This window comes from Streptomyces griseoflavus (assembly GCF_014649995.1).
GTDB lineage: Bacteria > Actinomycetota > Actinomycetes > Streptomycetales > Streptomycetaceae > Streptomyces > Streptomyces griseoflavus.
In genome coordinates, this window is sequence record NZ_BMUC01000004.1 from 251,059 (window position 1) to 270,148 (window position 19,090).

Here is a 19,090-nt window from a genome sequence, read left to right on the forward strand (position 1 = left end):
AGGAGGTGGGGCTCGCATGGACCGAAGTCGACCGTGCAGTAGCACCCGCTCTTCCGCCCTCTGATGTAGTCGCCTCCTGTCCGGCTGCCGCCTCACTCTCCGCGCGCGTCTCCATCGGAAGAGCACTTCGTTTCGTTCTGCCTGATCTGCCCCAGTAGCTGAATCAGCGACGAAGCTCGCCACCGCGACGGTGCGGTGCTCCCCGCTTTGTGGACGTGCCCCATACGCACAGTCCAGGACGTCCTCATTCCGGGTTGTTCCACCCGTCGTTCCGGCGCCTTTCGTTGCCTGCCCGCGAAGGAGCCCGCCATGTCGATGATCCGCGACCTGCGCGCCGTGGTCCGTCCCTCCTCCCGCATCTCGCTGCGCAAGGAGAGCGGCCCGTACGACCCCACCCGCGACGCCGGGACGGCCAGTGCCGTCGTGGACTGCGCCGTCTACCGCGACGGCCGCCGCCTGGAGACCGGGGGCGGCCCGCTCGGCCCCCAGGAGGCGATGCGTCTCGTGCGCCGCGACGGGGGCTTCGTCTGGATCGGCATGCACGAGCCGAACGAGGCCGAATTCGCGGGCATCGCCGAGGAGTTCGGGCTGCACCCGCTGGCGGTGGAGGACGCCGTCCAGGCCCATCAGCGGCCCAAGCTGGAGCGCTACGACGACTCGCTGTTCACGGTCTTCAAGACCGTCCACTACCTCGACCACGAGCGGCACTCCGCCGGCAGTGAGGTCGTCGAGACCGGTGAGGTGATGTGCTTCACCGGCCGGGACTTCGTCATCACCGTCCGGCACGGCGGCCAGGGCTCCCTGCGGGCCCTCAGGCACCGCCTCCAGGACGACCCGGAGCTGCTGGCCAAAGGGCCCTCGGCCGTGCTGCACGCCCTCGCCGACCATGTGGTGGACGGCTACATCGCGGTCGCCGACGCGATGCAGGACGACATCGACGAGGTCGAGACCAAGGTGTTCTCGCCGGGCCGCAAGGGCACCCCGCGCGGTACGGACGCCGGTGAGATCTACCAACTCAAGCGTGAGGTGCTGGAGTTCAAGCGGGCCGTGGCACCGCTGCTGCGGCCGATGCAGCTGCTGAGTGAGCGTCCGATGCGGCTGGTCGACCCGGAGATCCAGAAGTACTTCCGGGACGTCGCCGACCATGTGGCGCGGGTGCAGGAGCAGGTCGTCGGCTTCGACGAACTGCTGAACTCCATCCTCCAGGCCAACCTCGCCCAGGCCTCCGTCGCGCAGAACGAGGACATGCGGAAGATCACCTCGTGGGCCGCGATCATCGCCGTGCCGACGATGGTGTGCGGGGTGTACGGGATGAACTTCGACTACATGCCGGAGACCCACTGGAAGTACGGCTACCCGGTGGTCCTCGGGGTCACCGTGGCGATCTGTCTGGGCATCCACCGCACCCTGAAGCGCAACGGCTGGCTGTGAGGGCGTCCGCGCCCGGCCCGGATAGGCTGCCCCCATGACAGGTGCGCTGCTCGACCGGGCCCTCATCGAGGAGGCCACGAAGAAGTCCGGCCTCGTCTGGGTCGCGGGGCCCGGCGTGCCGGCCCGCGCGCTGTGGCACGTCTGGCACGAGGGTGCCGCCTGCGTCGTCGGTGACGGGCCCGGGGAGCAGCCGCTGCCGGGGCTGGTCGACGGCGGGCCCGCCGAGGTCACCGTGCGCAGCAAGGACAAGGGCGGCCGGCTGGTGTCGTGGGCCGCCACGGTCGTGCGGGTGGCGCCGCACTCCGAGGCGTGGACGGCGGCGGTCGCCGAACTCAAGGGCAAGCGGCTCAACGCGCCCGACGCCGAGACGATGCCCGAGCGCTGGGCCCGCGAGTGCCGGGTGCTGCGCCTGGAGCCGACGGGGGCGACCTCGCCGCTCCCCGGGGGTTCCCTGGCCGAGGCTCCGCTGCCGACCCCGGTGACGACCCGACGGCCGGTCCCGGCGGCACTGCCCCGGCTGCTGCTGAAGAGGAAGCGGCGGCACGGCTGAGACCGTGCACGCGGGTCCGGTCCGCTGCTCCACGGGCCGGGATGCACGCGCTCGCCCACCGCGGGCACCCCGTCCCCACCGGCCCGCTGCCGCGTCACGTCGACGCCCTCCCGTGCCGGGCGGGCGGGCCCGGCCGCCCCTGGCCCGCCCGAACCGGGGGTCCCGGGTCCGGCGCGCCGGACCCTCCCGGCTAGGAGGTCGGGAGCTGCTTCCCGTAGTCCAGGGTCTCGTCCTTGGCCGGTTCCTCCAGCGGGAAGTCGGTGCCCCAGGCCGAGAAGGTGAGGGTGCCCGCCTCGCCGGCCCGCACCAGGCGCACGGGGTACGGCTTGCCCTCGAGCGAGACGTCCAGGGTGCCCCCGGAGCCCTCGTCGCCGGTGACCCGGATGGTGCGCACGCCGGACTGCTCGTGGTGGCCGTCGGTGGCCAGCTTGCCGTGCAGCGTCAGCAGGCCGCTGAGCAGGACAGTCTTGTCGGTGAAGCCGATGAACTTCTTGTACGAGGGGTCGCCCTGGGGGACCTTCACGTACTTCGAGGCGAGCTTCTCGGCCGCCGCCGCGTCCGCCGCGCCGCCCGCCCCGCCCTCACCCCCGTCGGTCTCGTCGGCCCCGTGGCTCCAGAACTCGGCGTCGGCCTTCAGGTACAGCTCCTCGTCGATCCGCAGGAGGCGGAACGTCTCCCCCTTGGTGGTGACCGAGCCGACGCCACCGGTCTCCTTCAGGCGCATGTCGAGCGTGTAGGTGCGCCCACTGGTGACCACGCTTCCGTGCAGCCGCACCGTGCCGACCGACTCGGCGGCCTTCTGGGCCCTGTCCTGGATCTGGTCGGCGGGCAGCCGGCCCACCCCGTTGGTGCCCTCGTTCGGATCCTCGGAGCATCCCGTGAGCGCCGTCCCCGTCACGAGCAGCGCGCACACGGCGCCGGCCAGCCTGGCCCTGCGGGATCGGCCCTGGGAGATCGGAATCACAGGTGGGCTGCCTCTCTTACGGGGGACCTGAACGGCGTACCGCAGAGTACCGGGGCGTGCGCGGCCGGACGGAGCCAGTCCGTCCGGACCGGCCGCGGGCGCACGGCCGATCGGGACGGGCTAGCCTGAAGCCCACCCGAGCGGGCAATCCGGAAATCGAACGCAGCAGGCAGTACACGGCAACGAAAGACCCCGCACGCAAAGGAGCCGCCGCCATGGCAGCGGGTGCCCCCCGGTTCTTCGTCTCACATGTCTCCGGTGTCGCCGTCTTCGACCCGGCCGGCGACCAGGTGGGGCGCGTGCGTGATCTCGTCGTCATCCTGCGGCCCGGCCGGCGGCCGCCGAGGCTGCTCGGCCTGGTGGTCGAACTCTCCACCCGCCGCCGCATCTTCCTGCCCATGACCCGGGTGACCGCGGTGCAGTCCGGCCAGGTCATCACGACCGGGGTGCTCAATGTGCGGCGTTTCGAGCAGCGGCCCACGGAGCGGCTCGTCTTCGGCGAGCTCCTCGACCGGCGGGTGACGCTCGTGGACAGCGGCGAGGAGGTCACCGTCCTGGACCTGTCGGTGCATCAGCTGCAGGCCCGCCGCGAGTGGGAGATCGACCGGGTCTTCGTGCGCAAGGGGAAGAAGGGCGGCGCGTTCCGGCGCGGCAAGGGCGAGGCGCTGACCGTGGAGTGGTCCGCCGTCACCGGCTTCTCCCTGGAGGAGCACGCGCAGGGCGCCGAGAACCTGCTCGCCACCTTCGAGCAGCTGCGCCCCGCCGACCTCGCCAACGTCCTGCACCACCTCTCCCCGAAACGGCGGGCGGAGGTGGCCGCCGCCCTCGACGACGACCGGCTCGCCGACGTCCTGGAGGAGCTGCCCGAGGACGATCAGATCGAGATCCTGGGCAAGCTGAAGGAGGAGCGTGCGGCGGACGTCCTGGAGGCCATGGACCCCGACGACGCGGCCGACCTGCTCGGTGAGCTGCCGGAGGCGGACAAGGAGCGCCTGCTGAGCCTGATGAAGCCCGCCGACGCGGCCGACATGCGGCGCCTGATGTCGTACGAGGAGCACACGGCGGGCGGTCTGATGACGACCGAGCCGATCGTGCTACGGCCCGACGCGACCGTCGCCGACGCCCTGGCGCGGATCCGGGAGCCCGACCTGTCCCCGGCGCACGCCGCGCAGGTGTACGTCTGCCGCCCGCCCGAGGAGACGCCGACCGGCAAGTACCTGGGCACGGTGCACTTCCAGCGGCTGCTGCGCGATCCCCCGTACACGCTGGTCGGCTCGATGCTGGACGACGATCTGCAGCCCCTGGACCCGGAGGCGGCGCTGCCGGTGGTCGCCGGGTTCTTCGCCACGTACGACATGGTGGCGGCGCCCGTGGTCGACGAGTCGGGGTCGCTGCTGGGCGCGGTGACGGTGGACGACGTGCTGGACCACATGCTGCCCGACGACTGGCGGGAGACCGAGTTCCACCTCGCCGACGAGAAGGCGGTGCCCGATGGCGGCTGAGCGCGACGGCGCACGCGAGCGGCTGCCGGCGGGCGCCACGGCGGCCGGACGGCCGCGCACGCCCCGGCTGGACCAGCCGCGGCCCCCCAGGCGCCGGTTCCTGCCCGAGTGGGACCCGGAGGCCTTCGGACGGCTGTCGGAGAGCGTCGCCCGGTTCCTGGGCACCGGGCGGTTCATCGTCTGGATGACGTTCGTCATCATCCTGTGGGTGCTGTGGAACGTGTCCGCGCCGAAGGAGCTGCGCTTCGACGAGTACCCGTTCATCTTCCTGACCCTGGCCCTGTCCCTCCAGGCCTCCTACGCGGCCCCGCTGATCCTGCTCGCGCAGAACAGGCAGGACGACCGCGACCGGGTCAACCTGGAGCAGGACCGCAAGCAGAACGAGCGGTCGATCGCGGACACCGAGTACCTGACCCGGGAGATCGCCGCGCTGCGGATCGGGCTCGGGGAGGTGGCCACCCGGGACTGGATCCGCTCCGAGCTGCAGGACATGGTCAAGGAGATGGAGGCGCGGCAGAACGGGCACAAGGACCAGCACGGGTCGTTCCCGGCGATGCGGGCGGAACGGCCGCCGGGACGTGACGCAGACGACCGCTGACGTCCTTACCGGCCGGTGTGCCCGGCGCCGTACCATCGTCGGTATGGCTACGGAAGACGCGGTGCGCGAAGCACTGGCGACGGTGAACGACCCCGAGATCAACCGGCCCATCACCGAGCTCGGGATGGTCAAATCGGTGGAGATCGGTGCGGACGGTGCGGTCGCGGTCACCGTGTACCTGACGGTGTCCGGCTGCCCCATGCGGGACACCATCACGCAGCGCGTGACGGACGCGGTCTCCGGGGTCGAGGGCGTCACCGGTGTCGAGGTCACGCTGGACGTCATGAGTGACGAGCAGCGCAAGGAGCTGGCCAACGCCCTGCGCGGCGGCCAGACCGAGCGCGAGGTGCCCTTCGCCAAGCCGGGCAGCCTGACCCGGGTGTACGCGGTGGCGTCCGGCAAGGGCGGCGTCGGCAAGTCGTCGGTGACGGTGAACCTGGCGGCGGCGATGGCGGCCGACGGCCTGAAGGTCGGTGTCGTGGACGCCGACATCTACGGCCACTCGGTGCCGCGCATGCTGGGCGCCGACGGGCGTCCGACCCAGGTCGAGAACATGATCATGCCGCCGTCGGCGCACGGCGTGAAGGTCATCTCCATCGGCATGTTCACCCCGGGCAACGCGCCGGTGGTGTGGCGCGGCCCGATGCTGCACCGCGCGCTCCAGCAGTTCCTCGCGGACGTGTACTGGGGCGACCTGGACGTGCTGCTGCTCGACCTGCCGCCCGGCACGGGCGACATCGCGATCTCCGTCGCCCAGCTGGTGCCGAACGCGGAGATCCTCGTCGTCACCACGCCCCAGCAGGCGGCGGCCGAGGTGGCGGAGCGGGCCGGGTCCATCGCGGTGCAGACCCACCAGAAGATCGTCGGCGTGGTGGAGAACATGTCCGGGCTGCCCTGCCCGCACTGCGGCGAGATGGTCGACGTGTTCGGCACGGGCGGCGGCCAGACGGTCGCCGACGGGCTGACCCGCACGACCGGTACGAACGTTCCGGTGCTCGGCTCCATCCCGATCGACGTCCGGCTGCGCGAGGGCGGCGACGAGGGCAAGCCGGTGGTGCTGTCCGACCCGGACTCCGCCGCGGGCTCGGCGCTCCGCTCGATCGCCGGCAAGCTGGGCGGCCGCCAGCGGGGCCTGTCGGGCATGTCCCTGGGGATCACCCCGCGCAACAAGTTCTGAGGGTCTCCACGCCGAAGGGCGCCGTCCACGCGGACGGCGCCCTTCGGCGTGATCGCTCGGTGCGGGGTCCGCTCAGTCGGCGTACGCGGCGATGTCGTCGACCACGGCGAAGCCCAGGCCGTAGGCGCTCATCCCCCGGCCGTACGCGCCCACGTGCACGCCGGCCCGGGTGGAACCGGCGAGCACCCAGCCGAACTCCGACTCCCGGTAGTGGAACGGGGTCGGCACGCCGTCCACGGGCAGGGACAGGGTCGACCAGTCCTCGCCCTGCAGGTCGTCGGCGAGGGCCCAGGCCGTCTCCGTCTGCTGCTCCAGCCAGTCGTCGCGCAGGGAGTGGTCCATCTGGCCGGGCCAGGTGAAGGACAGCAGTCCCACGCCGGCGAGCCAGGCGGCGGAGGAGACCGAGGTGGCCTCCAGCAGTCCGGTGCCGTCGGCGCTGCGGCGGACCGGGTTGGCGGCCACGGTCACCACCACGGCGAACTTCTCCTTGGCCTCCGGGTCGCCGCCGGCCACGAACTCGCTGCGCACCGAGGGCTCGTCGCCGTGCCCGACCGATCCGTGCTCGACGGCTCCGTCGGCGGCCAGTCCGACCTGCATCAGCCAGCGCGGGCCCGTGAAGGCCTCGTCGAGGCCGTACCAGGGGAACGGTGCGCGCAGGTAGCCGTCGACCGTACGCCGGGCGGAGGGGACGTGTTGTCCGTCCTCCGCGGCCGGTGCCTGCGCGACCGCCGAACTCGTCGTCTCCATGTGCCCGGACGCCTCCTCGCTCTCGTCGGACCGGGCGGCCCGCCCCCCTTCGGGCGTACTCGTCCACTCCGCACAACAAGTCGGCAGCATAGTCACCCTGTGGCCACAGGCCGGGGAAAGCGCCCGGCGCATGGGCCACCTGGACGTCCTGATCGGGCCTCGCACAGCCCGTGTGGAGTATGAAACGCGTCACGTAGGCGGGGGCGTACGCCCGCCCCGCCGGTCCCGGGGCCTGACGGAGCGGTGGCCTCCGCTTCCGTGGGTCAGGTGGCGTCCATGTCGAAGGGCGGGCGGTCGTCGGCGGCCGCCGCGCGCTCCGGCTTCTTGGTCATGTCCACGCGGCCACCGGCGGAGTCGGCGGGGGCCGGCGCGGCCTCGCTCTCACGGCCGTGGACGGCGTCCGTGACCTCGGCCATCTCCTTCTTCAGGTCGAAGCCGTTACGGATCTCCTTCAGCCCCAGCTCGTCGCTGTCCAGCTTCTTGCGGAGGTACGTCTTGGGGTTGAGGTCCTCGAACTCGAAGTCCTTGAACTCCGGACCGAGCTCCTCCCGGATGTCCTGCTTGGCACTGTCCGAGAAGTCCCGGATCTTCCGGATCGTGCGGGTGACGTCCTGGATGACCTTGGGGAGCTTGTCCGGACCGAAGACGAGCACGGCGAGGACGATGAGCGTCACCAGCTCGAGCGGTCCTATGTCATTGAACACCTGAAGCTCCTCGCGATGCCTTCGGTCCTCGGCCCTCGGTGCCGGCCTGTGCTCTCTCCGTGGTCCGGGCCGGGTCCACGGTACCCGGCCATCCCGTACGACCGGTACTGTCCGGTGCCCCTTGTGGCTCAGTCGCCGCCGGAGGAACCGAGCACCAGGGACACCTTCCGTTCCTTCCCGTCCCGCTCCACGGTGAGGTCCAGCCGGTCGCCGGGGCGGTGGGCGCGGGTCTTGACGATGAGCTCCTCGCCGGAGTGGATGCGGCGGCCGTCGACCTCCGTGATGACGTCACCGGCCTTGATGCCCGCCTTGGCGCCGGGACCCCCGGTGGTGACGGGCGGTCCGCCGCCGTTGCCCCGGGCGGCGACGCGCGCGCCGTCACCGCTGTAGTCCATGTCGAGGGTGACGCCGATCACCGGGTGGGTCGCCTTCCCGGTGTTGATCAGTTCCTCGGCGACGCGCTTGCCCTGGTTGATCGGGATGGCGAAGCCGAGTCCTATGGAGCCGGCCCGGCCGCCGCCGTCCGGGTCGTCGCCGCCGTCGGCGGAGCGGATCGCGGAGTTGATGCCGATCACCCGCCCCTCGGTGTCGAGCAGGGGGCCGCCGGAGTTGCCGGGGTTGATCGGCGCGTCGGTCTGGAGGGCGTCGACGTACGACACGTCGCTGCCGTCACCCTTCTCGCCGCCGGCGGTGATGGGCCGCTCGCGGGCGCTGATGATGCCGGAGGTGACGGTGCCGGCCAGGTCGAAGGGGGCACCGATGGCGACAACGGGGTCGCCCACGCGGGCGTTGTCGGAGTTGCCGAGGGGCAGCGGGGCGAGCCCGCGGACGCCCTTCACCCTGACCACGGCGAGGTCGTAGCCGCTGTCCCGGCCGACGACGGCTGCCTCGGCGGTGTCGCCGCTGTTGAAGGTGACGGTGATGTCGCCGTCGTCGCCGGCGGGCTCGACGACGTGGTTGTTGGTGAGGATGTGGCCGCGCTCGTCGAGCACGAAGCCGGTCCCGGTGCCGGCCGCTCCGGCGCCGCTGACGTGCAGGGTGACGACGCTGGGCAGGGCCTGTGCGGCGATGCCGGCGACGCTGCCGGGATCGCGGCCGGCGTCGTTCCCGGCGGCCTGCGGCAGTTCCACGGTCCCCATGCCGCCGTTGCGCTCCAGGTAGGCGCCGACGATCCCGCCGGCGCCGCCGGAGGCGAGGGCGAGCAGCAGGGCGCCCGCGATCAGCGTCCGCCGGGTGCGTCCGCGCCGCCGCTTCCCGTCCGTCGGGACGGGATCGGCCTGCTGCAACGGCGTCGCCGCCGCGGCGACCGCCCAGGGGTCGTAGCGGCCCCAGGGGTCGGCGGGCGGGGTGACCGCCGGGCTGTCGGGGGCGGGCGGGGCCGCTTCCACGACCGGCGGCGGGGCGGCGCTCGGCACACCGTGCGCGGGCGTGTTCCCCGGGTGCTGCACGGGCGGCGCGGGCGCCCAGGGGCCCGGTTCGCCGTACGGCGGGGTGCTGTAGGGGTCGGGGTCGTGCAACGGCCGTACCTGCCCCTCGTCCGGCCCGGTCGCGGGCTCCGGGGCGCCGCCCGCCTCGGACGCCGGAACGGCCCGCACGGCGCTCCCGCCGTCCTGTGCGGCCGCGGGGTTCGTGGGGTCCGCTCCGGGGCCGGGCACGTCCGCTGCGGGGCCGGGGGCGTCCGCTCCGGGGCCGGGGGCGCCCGTTCCTGGGTCGGGCACGGGTGTGGCGGGGGGCGTGGCGCCCTCGTCCGGCGTCCGGGGACCGGCGGCCGGAGGCGCGGTCCTGGGAGGCGGGAGGGGGGTTTCGGAGGGCCGGGGGCGTTCGAGTTCGTAGTCGCCCTCGTCGTGGGCGGCTGCGGCTGCCCGGGCCGGGCGCGGCAGTTCGAAGTCCCCGTCGGGTGTCTCCGGACGCACGGTCGGCTCATCCCCCGGTGGGCCCGGCTTCCCCTGGTTCATGCTCTCCCCACAGCTGGACACTGACTCGGCGCCCGGCCGTGGGGCCTGGGCGCGCCACCTGGAATTGAACCAGGTTCGCGCGCCCCCGCGCAGTGAACGGTCAGCGGGCCGTGCGGGAGGTGCCGGTGGGCGTCGGCTCCGGCGTCGTACCGGCGGCGGTGACGGTCCCGGGTGCCCGGAGGCCGGAGGACGCGGCCCAGGCGGCCAGGGTGAGCGGCGGGGTGGTGCCCAGCGGACGTATCAGCGGGGACACCGCCGTCGCGCCGCCCGTGGTGGGCGCCGGGAGGCCGGGCAGCAGTGGTGCGGCGACGGCGGTCGGGGCCACGGGGGTGTGTCCCAGCCCGCTGTGGCCGGCCATCTGGCCCAGCAGCGGCCCGACGCCACGGCGACGCGTGTCGGGCGTCGCCGCCGCCGCGCCGGTGCCCTGGGTCCGCGCGGGCGTCACGTTGCTGCCCTTGCCCGAGCCGCGCGTCTCCGTGTCGACGGGGCCGCTCACGGTGACGCCGCCCAGGGCGATCGCGGCCAGCGACACCGCTCCGGCGGCGACGAAGGCGAACCGCAGTCCGCGGGAGGACGGCCGGTCGGTCTCGTGCCGGCCGACGGCGTGCGCGCCGGGTCCCCGGCCGGCCGCCGTGTCCACCGGCGTGTGCCGCCGGACCGGCGTGTACGCGAACTCGAAGCGCTCGCTCCGCCTGGGCCCGAAGACCCCGGACGAGCCGAAGCGCCCCGACGCGCCGCCCGGCAGCCCGCCGCCGCCCAGCGGTGAGCCGCCGTCGCCGAAGTCCCCGCCGCCCGGAAGCCCCTGGAGGCGGGCCAGGAAGCTCTCGGAGGGCGGCGGCGGGGCCGCCTCCGCGAAGACGTTCTTCAGCCGGCGCTGCGCGTCCACCTCCGCCTTGCACTTGGCGCAGGTGGCGACGTGCGCCAGTACGCGCTCGCGCGCGTCATGACCGAGCTCTCCGTCCACCAGGGCGGAGAGTCGGTCTCCCAGGTGCTGCTCTGCGAGGTGTCCCTCGGCCGACTTCGGCTGTGAACCGCTCACGCGCTCGCGCCCCCTCCTCCCAGTGCGGGAACACGCGGCACGAAGGAGCGGCGCTCCGCGCGTGCCTTGGGCGAACGGTGTGCGAGGGCCTTGCGCAGCTGGGAACGGCCGCGGTGGATGCGGGACCGGACGGTGCCGAGCTTCACGCCCAGGGTCGCCGCGATCTCCTCGTACGACAGTCCCTCGATGTCGCACAGGACGACGGCGGCGCGGAACTCGGGCGCCAGGGTGTCGAGGGCCTGCTGGACGTCCGCGTCGAAGTGGGCGTCGTTGAACGCCTGCTGCGGCGTGGGCTCCTTGCTGGGCAGCCGCTCGGCCGCGTCGTCGCCGAGCGCGTCGAAGCGGATCCGCTGCTTGCGGCGGACCATGTCCAGGAAGAGGTTGGTGGTGATGCGGTGCAGCCAGCCCTCGAAGGTGCCCGGCGTGTACGTCGACAGGGAACGGAAGACGCGGACGAAGACCTCCTGGGTGAGGTCCTCGGCGTCGTGCTGGTTGCCCGTGAGACGGTAGGCGAGCCGGTAGACCCGGCCGCTGTGCATGCTGACGATCTCCTCCCAGCTGGGCGGAGTCCACGCCTGCCCGTCCGCTTCGCCGGAGAAGGTGGCGGTCTGGGCCGGGTCGCCGGCGCGGTCGTGGTCAGCTGCGGTGTCGTTCACGGATTTCGGCCTGCCCGCCGATCCGAGGAAGCGCCGGAACACTCCTCCGCGATCCACAGGTGCAGCCGCACCTCCCCTGTCGGCTCTGGTGGTGTCCAGTGGAGCCCCTACCATAGCCACCTCGCCCGTTAGCTCCGGATAAGCGGTTTTACGAGAATTTGATCTGGGGTGCCACGGCTCGTACGACTGCGTCAGCACTTGCTCGGCGTCCTCGTCCACTGCCTGCCCCCCGTCATGGCGCACACCAAGTCCTCACCCCTTCAAACGACCGGTCCCATCTGCGGGTTCCCGACGCCAACGGATACAGTCACGCCCAGGCAACCACGGGGACAGGAGAGGGTCATTACCGCCAACCGGCAGACGAGCTGGGCGTTCGCCGACGCCTATGTCGCCGAGGACGAGGCGCTGCACTGGGCCCGGGACCGGGCCCGCGACGCAGGCCTGCGCTCGGTGTCGCCCGGCACGGGCGCGGCCCTGCGGTTGCTCGCCGCCAGCGTGGACGCCAAGGCGGTCGCGGAGATCGGCACCGGCTGCGGCGTCTCCGGGATCCATCTGCTGCACGGCATGCGGCCGGACGGTGTGCTGACCACGGTCGACCAGGAGCCGGAGCACCAGCAGTCCGCCCGTCAGGCGTTCCGCGAGGCGGGTTTCGCCGGCAACCGGGCCCGGTTCATCCCCGGCCGCGCGCTGGACGTCCTGCCCCGTCTCGCGGACGCCGGTTACGACCTGGTGTTCTGTGACGGCGACCGGCAGGAGTACCAGGACTATCTCGCCGAATCGCTGCGTCTGCTGCGCCCGGGAGGCCTGGTCGCCTTCGAAGGTCTCTTCGCGAACGGACGCACGGTGGATTCGGGTCCGCAGCCGTCGGAGGTGCTGCGGCTGCGGGAGCTGGTGCGGACCGTCCGCGAGAGCCAGGAGCTGGTGTCGTCCCTGCTGCCGGTGGGGGACGGGCTCCTCTGCGCCGTGAAGCGGTGACCGCCGGTTCACCGGCGACACCCGGGCCCCGCGCACCGCGCCCGTACGCGAAACAGCCGCCCCGGCACCGCGTGCGGCACCGGGGCGACTGAAAGGGTATGGTCGCTTGCGCGTCAGCCGACGACCTTCTTGAGGGCGTCGCCGAGCGCGTCGGCCTCGTCCGGGGTCAGCTCGACGACGAGCCGACCGCCGCCTTCGAGCGGAACGCGCATGACGATGCCCCGCCCCTCCTTGGTCACCTCGAGCGGGCCATCACCCGTCCGCGGCTTCATGGCCGCCATGCTCGTTCCCCTTCCTGAAACCCGGCTAAACCGTCTGAGCCGACGGCCCACTGAAGGGCACCTGCGGTCCTTGAAGCAGGACACACGCCACCGGCATCGAACACATTGCTTCCAGGCCATTATCCCGCATGGCAGGACCCGATGACCAACATCAGTAGGCATCGCTTGGGCAACGCGCGCGAGCAAAACCACTCAATTCGGCGATGTGACTGCGATACTGCGCCGCCGCATTCCCTTCCGGCGACCGGAAACGGGACCGAATCGTTTGACGCACCTCACACGGAGGGCATGCTCCACGGCCGGTGATCTCCGTCATGCTGTCCAGCAGAGGGGGACGTCTCCACCGGTACGTCCCGAGCCGCACACGGAGGGATACACCATGGCCGACACCGTGCTCTACGAGGTGAGCGACGGGCTCGCGACGATCACGCTGAACCGCCCCGAGGCGATGAACGCGCTGAACGTCGCGGCGAAGGTCGCCCTCCGGGACGCGGTCCGCTCCGCCGCGGACGACGACGCCGTGCGGGCCGTGCTGCTGACGGCCGCCGGTGACCGGGCGTTCTGCGTCGGCCAGGACCTCAAGGAGCACATCGGGCTGCTGAAGGAGGACCGGGAGACCGGTTCGGGGCAGACCATGAGCACGGTGCGCGAGCACTACAACCCGATCGTGAAGGCGATCGCCGGGGCCGCGAAGCCGGTGGTCGCGGCGGTGAACGGGGTCGCGGCGGGCGCCGGCTTCGGTTTCGCGCTGGCCGCGGACTACCGGATCGTCGCGGACACGGCTGCGTTCAACACCTCGTTCGCGGGGGTCGCGCTGACCGCCGACTCGGGGATCTCCTGGACGCTGCCGCGCGTGGTCGGCCCCGGGCGCGCCACCGACCTGCTGCTCTTCCCGCGCGGCATCTCCGCGCAGGAGGCGTACGAGCTGGGGATCGCCAACCGTCTGGTGCCGGCGGCGGAGCTCCGGGCGGAGGCGGAGAAGGTGGCCCGCGCGCTGGCCGAGGGGCCGACGGTGGCGTACGCGGCGCTGAAGGAGTCGGTGGCGTACGGGCTGAGCCACTCGCTGGAGGAGGCGCTGGAGAAGGAGGACGAGCTGCAGACGCGGGCGGGCTCCTCGGAGGACCACGCGATCGCGGTGCGGGCGTTCGTGAACAAGGAGAAGCCGACGTACCTGGGTCGGTGAGGGCGCCTGCGGCGCCGTTTCGGGTGCGGGTTCGCTGCGGCTGGGCGCGCAGTTCCCCGCGCTCCTTGGGGGCTGCGGCGCCGGGTCGGTGAGGCTGGGCGGGGGCGGCTCAGGGGGTGTTTCTCATGGTGCAGGTGGCGAGGTGGTCGTTGACCAGGCCGCACGCCTGCATCAGGGCGTAGGCCGTGGTGGGGCCGACGAAGCGGACGCCCCGTTTCTTCAGGGCCTTGGACAGGGCCGTCGACTCGGGGGTCACCGCCGGGACCTCGGCGAGGGTCTTCGGTACCGGCCGGCCGGCCGGGTCGGGGGCGTGCGACCAGATCAGGGCGTCCAGGTCACCGGGCTCCCACCCGGCCAGCAGACGCGCGTTGGCGAGCGTCGCGTCGATCTTTGCGCGGTTGCGGATGATGCCGGTGTCGGCCAGCAGGCGCTCGCGGTCGGTGTCGGTGAACTCCGCGACCGTGACGATCTTGAAGTCGGCGAAGGCGGCCCGGAAGCCGGGGCGGCGGCGCAGGATGGTGATCCAGGACAGGCCGGACTGGAACGCCTCCAGGCTGAGCCGCTCGAAGAGGGCGTCGTCCCCGCGGACCGGGCGGCCCCACTCCTCGTCGTGGTACGCCACGTAGTCCGGGGCGGACAGCGCCCAGGGGCAGCGCGGGAGCCCGTCCGGACCGGCCGGGGCGGCCGCTTCCCCGGTCACGGCCGCTCGTCCTCGTCGTGCGGGGCGGGCTTGTCCAGGGACATGTGCGCCGCGGCGGCGCGCGCGCCGGCCAGCGCGGACTCCAGGTCGGCGATCCGGGCGTCGCGCTCGGCGATCTCGGCGCCGAGGCGGCCGAGGGCGTCGTCCACGTCCGCCATGCGGTAGCCGCGGGCGGCGGGCGGGAAGCGCAGGCCGTCCACGTCCGCGCGGCTGACCGGCCGGTCCGGCGGGAGGTGGTCCACCAGACGCTCGGGGGCGGCCTCGGGCAGCGGGCCGCTGTCGCCGCCGCCCACCACCGCGAGGGTCACCGCGGCGACCACGACGGCGAGCGCCACGACCAGGAACAGGAACATAACCATCGCCGGGGCCCCCACGGTCGGATGAATCGGAGTCGGATGTGTGGCTCCGATCGTGCCATGCGAGTCTGACACTCGGGGCCGTCGGGCGGACGCGGACGGCCCGGGACGGACGCACGAGGAAGAGGTCACAGGGGATGCTCAGGCTGGGCAGGCGGGAATTCGCACCGCACGAGCGGGTGATCATGGCGATCGTGAACCGGACCCCGGACTCCTTCTACGACCGGGGCGCCACGTTCCTCGACGAGCCCGCGCTCACACGCGTGGAGCAGGCCGTGGCCGAGGGCGCCGCGATCATCGACATCGGCGGCGTGAAGGCCGGTCCCGGCGAGGAGGTCACCGCCGAGGAGGAGGCGCGGCGGACGGTCGGCTTCGTCGCCGAGGTGCGGCGGCGCTTCCCGGACGTCGTGATCAGCGTGGACACCTGGCGGCACGACGTCGGCGAAGCGGTGTGCGAGGCGGGCGCGGACGTCCTGAACGACGCCTGGGGCGGGGTCGACCCGCGGCTCGCGGAGGTCGCCGCGCGGTACGGGGCGGGGCTGGTGTGCACCCACGCGGGCGGCTCGCAGCCGCGGACGCGGCCGCACCGGGTGACGTACGACGACGTCATGGCCGACATCCTCGACGTGACCGTGGGGCTGGCGGAGCGGGCGGTGTCGCTGGGGGTGGCGCGGGAGTCGGTCATGATCGATCCGGGGCACGACTTCGGGAAGAACACCCGGCACAGTCTGGAGGCGACCCGGCGGCTGGGGGAGATGGTGGACACCGGGTGGTCGGTGCTGGTGTCCCTGTCCAACAAGGACTTCGTCGGGGAGACGCTGGACCGGCCGGTGAAGGAGCGGGTGGTGGGGACGCTCGCCACGACGGCGGTGTCGGCGTGGCTGGGGGCGCAGGTCTACCGGGTGCACGAGGTCGCGGAGACGCGGCAGGTGCTGGACATGGTGTCCGCGATCGCCGGGGAGCGGGAGCCGGCCGTGGGACGGCGGGGGCTGGCGTAGCGGACGGCCAGGGCCGGCGCAGCGGACGGCGGGGCCGGCGCGGGACCCGGCCCGGGGGGCCGACGGGCGGGGGGCGCCGCAGGTCTTCCGCCCCGCCGCCGTTCCCGGGGCCCTGCTAGCGCCCGGCTTCCTTGGAGACCAGGGCCACCGCCTCCTCCACGTCGTCCGTGACGTGGAACAGGAGGAGGTCCTTCTCGGCCGCCTTGCCCTGGGCGATGACCGAGTCGCGGAGCCAGTCGACCAGGCCGCCCCAGTACTCGGTGCCGAAGAGGACGATGGGGAACTGGGTGACCTTCTGGGTCTGGACCAGGGTCAGGGCCTCGAAGAGCTCGTCGAGCGTGCCGAGGCCCCCGGGCAGGACCACGAAGCCCTGGGCGTACTTCACGAACATCAGCTTGCGCACGAAGAAGTACCGGAAGTTCAGGCCGATGTCGACGTACCGGTTCAGCCCCTGCTCGAAGGGCAGCTCGATGCCCAGGCCGACCGACATGCCGTCCGCTTCGAGGGCGCCCTTGTTGGCCGCCTCCATGGCTCCCGGGCCGCCGCCGGTGATCACCGCGAAGCCCGCTTCGACCAGGCCCCGGCCCAGCCGCACCCCGGCCTCGTACTCGGGCGAGTCGACCGGTGTGCGGGCCGAGCCGAAGACGCTGATGGCGGGCGGGAGTTCGGCCAGTGTGCCGAAGCCCTCGATGAACTCCGACTGGATGCGCAGCACCCGCCAGGGGTCGGTGTGCACCCAGTCCGACGGGGCGCGCTCGTCCAGCAGGCGCTGGTCGGTGGTGCTTCCCTGCACCTGGCCGCGCCGGCGGAGCACCGGTCCCAGTCGCTTCTCCTCCGGCGGCTGCCGCTTGCCCTCCGGGTTTCCCGTAGCCATGTGTGCTCCCTCCGATTGCCAGGTCGTACCGCCTCAGCGTAGATCTACGCGGGTTACGTACGGGGGACGTCAGCATGTCCACGGGAGAGAGTTCCAAACGCCCCGTGGTCCGCGCGGGCTCAGGCCGTCAGCCAGGAGCGCAGCCGCTCCTCCCCCGCGAGGATCTTCGACGTGTCCACGCGCTCGTCCCGCTTGTGCGCCAAGTGGGGGTTGCCGGGGCCGTAGTTGACCGCGGGGATGCCCAGGGAGGCGAAGCGGGAGACGTCCGTCCAGCCGTACTTGGGCTGCGGCGTGCCGCCCACCGCCTCGATGAAGGCGGCCGCGGCCGGGTGGGAGAGGCCGGGGAGGGCCGCGCCGCTGTGGTCGTCGACGACGAAGTCGCTGACCCCGCAGTCCGCGAAGACCTCACGGACGTGCGCCAGGGCCTCCTCCTCGCTGCGGTCCGGCGCGTAGCGGAAGTTCACGGTGACGACGCACTCGTCGGGGATGACGTTGCCGGCCACTCCGCCGCTGATGCCGACCGCGTTCAGGCCCTCGCGGTACTCCAGGCCGTCGATCACCGGGTGGCGCGGCTCGTAGGCGGCCAGGCGGGCGAGGACGGGGGCGGCGGCGTGGATGGCGTTGGAGCCCATCCAGCCGCGCGCGGAGTGGGCGCGCTCGCCGGCGGTCCTCAGCAGCACCCGCAGCGTGCCCTGGCAGCCGCCCTCCACCTGGCCGTCGGAGGGTTCGAGGAGCACCGCGAAGTCGCCCTCCAGCCACTCGGGGTGGGTTTCGGCGACGTGCTTCAGACCGTTGAGGTCGGCGGCGACCTCCTCGTTGTCGTAGAAGACGAAGGTCAGGTCGCGGTTGGGGGCGGGGACCGTGGCCGCGAGGCGCAGCTGGACGGCCACGCCCGCCTTCATGTCGCAGGTGCCGCAGCCCCACAGCGTGCCGTCGGCGTCGAGCCGGGAGGGGACGTTGTCCGCGATGGGGACGGTGTCGATGTGGCCGGCCAGGATCACCCGCTCCGCGCGCCCGAGCCGGGTACGGGCCACGACGTTGTTGCCGTACCGGTCGACCGTCAGGTGCGGCAGCGCGCGCAGCGCGGTCTCGATCGCGTCCGCGAGGGGCTTCTCGGTGCCGCTCTCGGACGGGAAGTCGACGAGCTGCGCGGTCAGCCGCGCGGCGTCCAGCGTGAGGTCAAGCGGGGTGTCGGCCATGGCCTCGACCCTAACCCGGCGGGCGTCCGCGCACGGTGCGCACCCGGCTCACAGCGAACCGTACTCTCCAGTACCTTGTACGCGTGCCAGAGCCGTCCCTTCCTTCCAAGCGCACGCGTCGCGGCCGTGTCCTCCGCTGGAGCGCGGGCCTCGTGGTGCTTTCCGCGGTCGCCGGATACGTCGTGGTGCAGTACGACACCGGGGGCACCCGCGGTCCGGGCTGCAAGGTCGTCTCCGGCACGGACGACGGCGCGACGTACGAGTTCACGCCCGAACAGGCGGTGAACGCGGCGACGATCACCGCCGTGGGCACCGCGCGCAACCTGCCCGAGCGGGCCGTGACGATCGCGCTGGCGACCGCGCTGCAGGAGTCGGCGCTGCGCAACATCGACTACGGCGACCGTGACTCGCTGGGCCTGTTCCAGCAGCGTCCCTCGCAGGGCTGGGGCTCGCCGCAGGAGATCATGGACCCGTCGTACTCGGCGGACAAGTTCTACGAGCATCTCGAGGAGGTGCCGGGTTACACCCGGCTGCCGCTCACGGTCGCCGCGCAGCGGGTGCAGCGCAGCGGCTTCCCGCAGGCGTACGCCAAGCACGAACCGGACGCGGCCCTGCTGGCGGCCGCCCTCACCGGACGCTCGGCGGCGACGCTCACCTGTGAGGGCCGGCCCTCGGCGAACCGGACGTCGGGTGCGGACGGGGTGCGGGCCGCGCTGGCGCGGGACTTCGGGCGGGACGTGCTGGAGCCTGCCGGTGCGGAGGTGGAGGGGTCGGCGACGTCCTCGCCGTCCGCGGACGCCTCCGGTTCCGGTGACTCCGGTGGTCCGGATGATTCCGGCGGGCGGACGGTGACGCTCCCGGTCACCGGGGACGCCGGTGCGGGAGCCGGGCGGAGCGCGGGGGCGCGGGGCTGGCAGCTGGCCCACTGGGCCGTGGCCAACGCGTCCGAGCTGCGCATAAAGCGGGTCTCCTACGCCGGGTGGGAGTGGGTCGCCGGGACGACCGACGGCCGGTGGCGGCAGGACGACGGCAAGGGGTCGGCGGCGGACGGGGGCGGCGGCGCCGGGACGGTCAGGATCACGACCGTGCAGTAGTGCGGGACGTCCCCCGCAGGCGTGGCGGAAGGCCGGTCGGACGGCGGCATTGCCAACTCTTTACGGTGCCGCGCCGCAACCTTCCTGGCGGTCGAGCGGTAGTCACC

20 protein-coding genes are annotated in these 19,090 nt (G+C 72.8%); 9 read left to right on the top strand and 11 right to left on the bottom strand.

Features of this window, described 5'->3' with window-relative positions; all coding sequences use genetic code 11:
* Positions 1 to 309 precede the first annotated feature (309 nt).
* Together IE172_RS12065 and IE172_RS12070 are read left to right on the top strand one after the other, a co-directional pair.
* On the top strand, positions 310 to 1,431 hold the full coding sequence (locus tag IE172_RS12065) for a magnesium and cobalt transport protein CorA (protein WP_190097166.1): 1,122 nt from the start codon (positions 310 to 312) through the stop codon (positions 1,429 to 1,431).
* Positions 1,432 to 1,465: 34 nt separating this feature from the next.
* Positions 1,466 to 1,981 (top strand): hypothetical protein, encoded by a 516-nt coding sequence (locus IE172_RS12070; RefSeq protein WP_190097167.1) that lies wholly within the window; start codon positions 1,466 to 1,468, stop codon positions 1,979 to 1,981.
* Positions 1,982 to 2,171: 190 nt separating this feature from the next.
* On the opposite strand, the gene IE172_RS12075 is transcribed toward IE172_RS12070, so the two are convergent.
* Positions 2,172 to 2,945, bottom strand: a complete 774-nt coding sequence (locus tag IE172_RS12075) for a hypothetical protein (protein WP_190097168.1) — start codon at positions 2,943 to 2,945, stop codon at positions 2,172 to 2,174.
* 215 nt (positions 2,946 to 3,160) lie between these two features.
* Between IE172_RS12075 and IE172_RS12080 the strand changes: the two genes are divergently transcribed.
* The 3 genes from IE172_RS12080 to IE172_RS12090 are packed head-to-tail and all read left to right on the top strand — an operon-like array spanning position 3,161 to position 6,222.
* Positions 3,161 to 4,447: a magnesium transporter MgtE N-terminal domain-containing protein gene (locus tag IE172_RS12080; RefSeq protein ID WP_190097169.1), complete on the top strand. Its 1,287-nt coding sequence runs from the start codon at positions 3,161 to 3,163 to the stop codon at positions 4,445 to 4,447.
* Positions 4,437 to 5,045, top strand: coding sequence for a DUF1003 domain-containing protein (locus IE172_RS12085; RefSeq protein ID WP_190097170.1), 609 nt, complete (start codon positions 4,437 to 4,439; stop codon positions 5,043 to 5,045). Before IE172_RS12080 ends, IE172_RS12085 begins: the two co-directional genes overlap by 11 nt.
* Positions 5,046 to 5,088: 43 nt before the next feature.
* On the top strand, positions 5,089 to 6,222 hold the full coding sequence (locus tag IE172_RS12090; protein WP_190097171.1) for an Mrp/NBP35 family ATP-binding protein: 1,134 nt from the start codon (positions 5,089 to 5,091) through the stop codon (positions 6,220 to 6,222).
* 72 nt (positions 6,223 to 6,294) lie between these two features.
* On the opposite strand, the gene IE172_RS12095 is transcribed toward IE172_RS12090, so the two are convergent.
* From IE172_RS12095 to sigE, 5 genes are all read right to left on the bottom strand, one after another.
* Positions 6,295 to 6,969: a hypothetical protein gene (locus IE172_RS12095; RefSeq protein WP_190097172.1), complete on the bottom strand. Its 675-nt coding sequence runs from the start codon at positions 6,967 to 6,969 to the stop codon at positions 6,295 to 6,297.
* Positions 6,970 to 7,232: 263 nt separating this feature from the next.
* Positions 7,233 to 7,673: a sec-independent translocase gene (locus tag IE172_RS12100; protein WP_190097173.1), complete on the bottom strand. Its 441-nt coding sequence runs from the start codon at positions 7,671 to 7,673 to the stop codon at positions 7,233 to 7,235.
* 128 nt (positions 7,674 to 7,801) lie between these two features.
* Positions 7,802 to 9,628, bottom strand: coding sequence for a S1C family serine protease (locus IE172_RS12105; RefSeq protein ID WP_190097174.1), 1,827 nt, complete (start codon positions 9,626 to 9,628; stop codon positions 7,802 to 7,804).
* A gap of 100 nt (positions 9,629 to 9,728) precedes the next feature.
* A complete protein-coding gene (locus IE172_RS12110) occupies positions 9,729 to 10,667 on the bottom strand; it encodes an anti-sigma factor family protein (protein ID WP_190097175.1) in 939 nt (312 codons plus the stop codon).
* A complete protein-coding gene (sigE, locus tag IE172_RS12115; RefSeq protein WP_190097176.1) occupies positions 10,664 to 11,323 on the bottom strand; it encodes an RNA polymerase sigma factor SigE in 660 nt (219 codons plus the stop codon). The genes IE172_RS12110 and sigE overlap by 4 nt, the downstream gene beginning before the upstream one ends.
* Before the next feature lie 168 nt (positions 11,324 to 11,491).
* Between sigE and IE172_RS12120 the strand changes: the two genes are divergently transcribed.
* Positions 11,492 to 12,298 carry an O-methyltransferase gene (locus IE172_RS12120; protein WP_306432787.1) on the top strand — a complete coding sequence of 269 codons (807 nt, stop codon included), beginning with the start codon at positions 11,492 to 11,494 and terminating at the stop codon, positions 12,296 to 12,298.
* A gap of 113 nt (positions 12,299 to 12,411) precedes the next feature.
* Here the strand turns inward: IE172_RS12120 and IE172_RS12125 are convergent, their stop codons facing one another.
* Positions 12,412 to 12,579: a DUF3117 domain-containing protein gene (locus IE172_RS12125; protein WP_003966491.1), complete on the bottom strand. Its 168-nt coding sequence runs from the start codon at positions 12,577 to 12,579 to the stop codon at positions 12,412 to 12,414.
* A gap of 379 nt (positions 12,580 to 12,958) precedes the next feature.
* Here IE172_RS12125 and chcB point away from each other — a divergent pair, with 379 nt between their 5' ends.
* Positions 12,959 to 13,762: a 2-cyclohexenylcarbonyl CoA isomerase gene (gene chcB, locus IE172_RS12130; RefSeq protein ID WP_190097177.1), complete on the top strand. Its 804-nt coding sequence runs from the start codon at positions 12,959 to 12,961 to the stop codon at positions 13,760 to 13,762.
* A gap of 109 nt (positions 13,763 to 13,871) precedes the next feature.
* Here the strand turns inward: chcB and IE172_RS12135 are convergent, their stop codons facing one another.
* Positions 13,872 to 14,462 (bottom strand): DNA-3-methyladenine glycosylase I, encoded by a 591-nt coding sequence (locus IE172_RS12135; RefSeq protein WP_190097178.1) that lies wholly within the window; start codon positions 14,460 to 14,462, stop codon positions 13,872 to 13,874.
* Positions 14,459 to 14,821: a DivIVA domain-containing protein gene (locus IE172_RS12140; RefSeq protein WP_190097179.1), complete on the bottom strand. Its 363-nt coding sequence runs from the start codon at positions 14,819 to 14,821 to the stop codon at positions 14,459 to 14,461. Before IE172_RS12140 ends, IE172_RS12135 begins: the two co-directional genes overlap by 4 nt.
* A 134-nt stretch (positions 14,822 to 14,955) precedes the next feature.
* On the opposite strand from IE172_RS12140, the gene folP reads away from it, so the two are divergent.
* Positions 14,956 to 15,816: a dihydropteroate synthase gene (gene folP / locus IE172_RS12145; RefSeq protein WP_190097180.1), complete on the top strand. Its 861-nt coding sequence runs from the start codon at positions 14,956 to 14,958 to the stop codon at positions 15,814 to 15,816.
* A gap of 115 nt (positions 15,817 to 15,931) precedes the next feature.
* Here the strand turns inward: folP and IE172_RS12150 are convergent, their stop codons facing one another.
* Positions 15,932 to 16,690, bottom strand: coding sequence for an LOG family protein (locus tag IE172_RS12150; protein ID WP_190097181.1), 759 nt, complete (start codon positions 16,688 to 16,690; stop codon positions 15,932 to 15,934).
* 119 nt (positions 16,691 to 16,809) lie between these two features.
* The gene (gene dapE / locus IE172_RS12155) at positions 16,810 to 17,889 is read right to left on the bottom strand and encodes a succinyl-diaminopimelate desuccinylase (RefSeq protein WP_190097182.1); all 1,080 of its coding nucleotides are present in this window, start codon (positions 17,887 to 17,889) and stop codon (positions 16,810 to 16,812) included.
* A gap of 83 nt (positions 17,890 to 17,972) precedes the next feature.
* On the opposite strand from dapE, the gene IE172_RS12160 reads away from it, so the two are divergent.
* Positions 17,973 to 18,983: a heavy metal transporter gene (locus tag IE172_RS12160; RefSeq protein ID WP_190097183.1), complete on the top strand. Its 1,011-nt coding sequence runs from the start codon at positions 17,973 to 17,975 to the stop codon at positions 18,981 to 18,983.
* The last annotated feature ends 107 nt before the right edge of the window (positions 18,984 to 19,090 follow it).